This window comes from Sulfitobacter sp. HI0129, from assembly GCF_001635395.1.
In the GTDB taxonomy this organism is placed as follows: domain Bacteria; phylum Pseudomonadota; class Alphaproteobacteria; order Rhodobacterales; family Rhodobacteraceae; genus Sulfitobacter.
Genome location: NZ_LWGH01000852.1, coordinates 1 through 4,172, shown reverse-complemented (window position 1 = coordinate 4,172; position 4,172 = coordinate 1). Strand labels below are relative to the sequence as shown.

Genomic DNA, 4,172 nt, shown 5'->3' with positions numbered 1-4,172 from the left:
AAGCTGCAAAAGGGCGACATCGTCGCGGCGGAAGCCACCTGGTCCGACTATATCACCGCCCCCGCCCACAAGGTTCAGAAGCTGCCGAAAGTACCGCAACTGTCGAACCTGATGTCCGTCTATGGCATCGCGGGCAAGACGGCGTTTCACGGCCTCGTCTCCGTCGGGCGGCCCATCGCGGGCGAAACGGTGCTGGTGTCGGCGGCCGCAGGCTCCGTCGGCGGCTACGTGGGGCAGATCGCGCGTAACCTCGGCTGCCGGGTCGTGGGCATCGCGGGCGGCAGCGAAAAATGTGACTGGGTGCAAAAGGAATTCGGCTTCGACGCCTGCGTCGATTACCGCGATCCCGGTTTCGCCAAGGCCCTGCGCAAGGCCTGCCCCGATGGCGTCGACGTCTATTTCGACAACGTGGGAGGCAGCGTGCTGGAACTGGCGCTGGCCAACATGAACGAACGGGGGCGCGTTGTCTGCTGCGGGGCGATCAGTCAATACGATACCGAAGCCCCCACCGGCCCGCGCAACCTGCCCGGCGTCGTCGTGGTGAAACGCCTGCGGATGGAAGGGTTCATCGTGATGGATTTCGCGCAGGACGACGACAAGGCGCTCCGCGCGCTGCGCCACTGGGTCGAAGCGGGCCAGATCAAGGTGACCGAAGACATCGTTGAAGGGCTCGAAAATGCGCCGCAGGCTCTCATCGGGCTGCTCGCGGGCGAAAACAAGGGCAAGCGCATGGTGCGCGTGTCCGCAGACCCTGCATAAGGAGCCGGAGCCATGTCCGCATTGCAAAAAGCGCTTGAGACGAGCGAGAAGCTGGTCGGCACCGAGGTCGGCGTATCGAACTGGATCGAAGTCGATCAGGCCATGATCGACCGCTTCGCCGAAACGACCCATGACACTCAGTGGATCCACGTCGATCCAGAACGCGCCGCTGCCGAAACGCCCTTTGGCGGCACCATCGCGCACGGGTTCCTGACGCTCTCGCTGGCGAGCCGCTTTGCCTATGACTGCTTTGCCATGATGCCCGGGCAGGTCATGGGCATCAACTACGGCATGAACAAGCTGCGGTTTTTGACGCCGGTCAAGGCAGGCTCCCGCCTGCGGGGGCGCTTCACGCTGCAGAAAGTGCAAAAGCGCAACGCGACCAACATGCTGCGCACCAACCTGCTGACGGTGGAGATCGAAGGCGTGGATACCCCGGCGCTGGTGGCCGAATGGCTGGGCATCGCCGTGTTCGAGGATTGATCGCGCCTGCTGCCAGCGCTGGCTTCTCTGCGAAATGCCGGGTTATCAGCCGGACCATGATACGCCCCCCGGTATAATAAAGTACGTTATCGCACTCCTCTTCGCGGGGCTGCGATTTCGTGGTACAGATGAAGGCTGAGCGGTCGCTGCCGATCCGTTCATTGGGGACATTTCTACATCGGGGGGCCTTTGCGATGGCAAAGCTTTCGGTGTCCGACTCTCCCGAGAGGCGGACAGGTTTCGGGCGCGCCAATGCGCGTGAACGGAGCATAAACCAGCGAAAGTTACGCGTTCTGCTGGCGGAGAAGATGCATTTGATCGCCGCCGACCTTGCCTTCGAACTTGAACAGGAAGGGCTGGAGGTGACCGCCATCACGCACACGCTGGCGGAAACGATGCAGCTGATCGCCCGCAAACCCATCGATCTTGCCTTGATGAATGTCGAATTCTCGGACGGTAAGAGCTATCCCGCCGCACGTCGGCTCAAAGAGGCCGGGATCCCCTTCGCCTTCTTCACGACCTTCACCCAGGACGAAATTGCCGAAGATTTTCGCACGGCGCCCTGCCTTCGCAAACCTCAGGACACGCACCGGATCGCCGCCGCGGTCAAGGACCTTGCCCGACGCGCAAGGCGCGATCCGGAAATCCCCTGACCTAAAGGGGTGCCCAGCTCAGTGGGGCGCGAAGCCGATCAGCCGCACGTACTCGGCTTCGGGCACGCCGTAGGATTCCTCCGCCTCCGCCTCCAGCCCGGCGCGATCGAGGATGGTAATATGCCCCCGGTTGGCCCGGATAAGCCCCTTCCCTTCGAGGATATGCGTGCTGACCGTTACCCCGGCCCGGCGCACCCCCAGCATGATGGACAGGAATTCATGCGTCAGCTGAAGCTCATCCGACGTGCTGCGGTCGTGGCACATCAGTAGCCAGCGAGCCAGTCGTTCCTCCAGCTTGCCATGCCCGTTCGACAGTGCCGTCTGCGACGACTGGGTGCACAATACCTGAACGTAGCGCAGAAAATGGTGCCTCAGTGTGCGGTGCAGGTCCAACAACTCTTCGAGCTTTCCCGCCTCCACTGCCCGGCCTTCTCCGGCGACCTGCATGAACGTCTCATGCGTGCTTTGCCCCGCGCGAAGAACGACGGAGGTACCCGACATGCCTTCGCATCCGAAAAGCGCCGTTTCCAGCCGCCGCCCTCCCGGGCTAACCGCGACGGTCGAACCGACGCCCGAACAAAGGAAATAAACTATCTCGACAGGTGCGCCGGGCCTTTCGATAGAAAACCCCTTGGGCAGCGCGACATCTGAAAGATGCGGCTCTAGCGCCGCCAAATCTTCATGAGACAAGGTGAACAAAAGATTGGGGCGTCCGGGGGGACATTCGAAACGCCGGGGCATGAAATCACTCTCGCAATTGGGGCGAGAGCACCATCGCGTCTCTCGATCGAGGTCGCCCTGCTCGTTCAATCCCGACAGGCTGAGTATAGGGTGTGGCCTGCACGCATTAGAAGGGTCAGTGAACCTGTGTACGTTTTTGTACTGAAAATCATGCGATTGCTTGCCGTTTGTCCCGCGCCCTAACCCGGCCTGATGCCCGCGCTGTCCAGCATGCCGGCGACCTGCGCGAAAGCCTCCTGCGGCGTCGTCTGCTCACTCTTGCGCTGTGAAAGGAAGGTTTCGCATGGGCCTGCAAAGGCGATCGCGCGGTCGAGTTCCGCGTTGGAACCGTTCCTGTAGGCCCCGATGCGTATCAGTTCCTCCATATCCGCATGGGCCGCCAACGCCCGGTGCGCGGCGGTGAGCAAGGTATATTCCACCTCGTTGTGGCAATCCGGCAGCGTGCGCGACACGCTGGCGAGCAGGTCGATGGCGGGATAGCGCCCGCGCTCGGCGATACGCCGGTCCAGCACGATATGCCCGTCGGTGATGCCGCGCACCGCGTCTGCGATGGGGTCGTTCATGTCGTCCCCGTCCACGAGCACGGTGAAAATTGCGGTGATGTCGCCCTTGCCGTGGGGGCCGGGGCCGGCGCGTTCCAGCATTTGCGGCAATTCCGAAAAGACGGTAGGCGGATAGCCCTTCGCGGTGGGCGGTTCGCGCGAGGCGAGGCCGATTTCCCGCTGGGCCATGGCAAAGCGCGTCACGCTGTCCATCAGTAGCAATACATGCTGACCCTGATCGCGGAAGTATTCCGCCACGGCCATGGCAGTCCATGCGGCCTGCCGACGGGTGAGCGGCGGCTCATCCCCCGTAGCGACGACGAGCACCGCCTTCTTCATGCCCTCGGGGCCAAGGTCAGAGGCGATGAAGTCCTGCACTTCGCGCCCGCGCTCGCCCACCAGTGCCATGACCACCACATCGCATTCAGTATAACGCGCGAGCATTGCCATCAGCGTCGATTTACCCACGCCCGAGCCTGCGAAAATGCCAAGCCGCTGGCCCGTGCAGAGCGGCGTGAAAATATCCAGCGCACGAACCTGCGTGGCAAGCTTTGGGCCGATGCGCTTGCGGTCGAAGGCGCCGGGCGGGCTGGCCCGCAGTGGAAAGGGCATGTCCCCCTCCGACAGATGGCCGCGCCCGTCGAGCGGTTCGGCTGCCGCGTTGATCACGCGACCCTTCCAGCTTTCGGTGGGGCGGATCACGTCGCGCCCGGGGTCGACCTCCACCGCGTCACCGGCGGACACCCCGCGCCATGAGCCAAAGGGCAGCAGTTCCGTCCCGCGCGATCCGATGCCCACGACCTCTGCCCGCACCGGCCCGGCAGAGCCGCGCACGATGCAGCGCTGCCCGATCCCGAGCACCCGTTCGAGGCCGATGGCCGTGAGCGTGATCCCGGTAATGGCGCTGACTTCGCCGATGATCTTGGCCTCTCCGGCGTCGCGGGCAAAGCTCGTCAGCTCGGAAAACAGCGCATCCATGGATAATTTCCTCTTT

5 protein-coding genes are annotated in these 4,172 nt (G+C 63.3%); 3 read left to right on the top strand and 2 right to left on the bottom strand.

Annotated elements, in window-relative coordinates:
- The 3 genes from A3764_RS20055 to A3764_RS25410 form a co-directional block, all read left to right on the top strand.
- A partial coding sequence (locus A3764_RS20055) for an NADP-dependent oxidoreductase (protein ID WP_067952014.1) occupies positions 1-759 on the top strand: 759 nt, incomplete at its 5' end.
- Positions 760-771: 12 nt separating this feature from the next.
- On the top strand, positions 772-1,242 hold the full coding sequence (locus A3764_RS20050) for a MaoC family dehydratase (RefSeq protein ID WP_067925781.1): 471 nt from the start codon (positions 772-774) through the stop codon (positions 1,240-1,242).
- 308 nt (positions 1,243-1,550) lie between these two features.
- Positions 1,551-1,895: a hypothetical protein gene (locus tag A3764_RS25410; RefSeq protein WP_161487206.1), complete on the top strand. Its 345-nt coding sequence runs from the start codon at positions 1,551-1,553 to the stop codon at positions 1,893-1,895.
- A gap of 18 nt (positions 1,896-1,913) precedes the next feature.
- On the opposite strand, the gene A3764_RS20040 is transcribed toward A3764_RS25410, so the two are convergent.
- Both A3764_RS20040 and A3764_RS20035 read right to left on the bottom strand, forming a co-directional pair.
- Positions 1,914-2,396: a Crp/Fnr family transcriptional regulator gene (locus tag A3764_RS20040; RefSeq protein ID WP_236628265.1), complete on the bottom strand. Its 483-nt coding sequence runs from the start codon at positions 2,394-2,396 to the stop codon at positions 1,914-1,916.
- 419 nt (positions 2,397-2,815) lie between these two features.
- Positions 2,816-4,156 (bottom strand): FliI/YscN family ATPase, encoded by a 1,341-nt coding sequence (locus A3764_RS20035; protein WP_067925787.1) that lies wholly within the window; start codon positions 4,154-4,156, stop codon positions 2,816-2,818.
- Positions 4,157-4,172 lie beyond the last annotated feature (16 nt).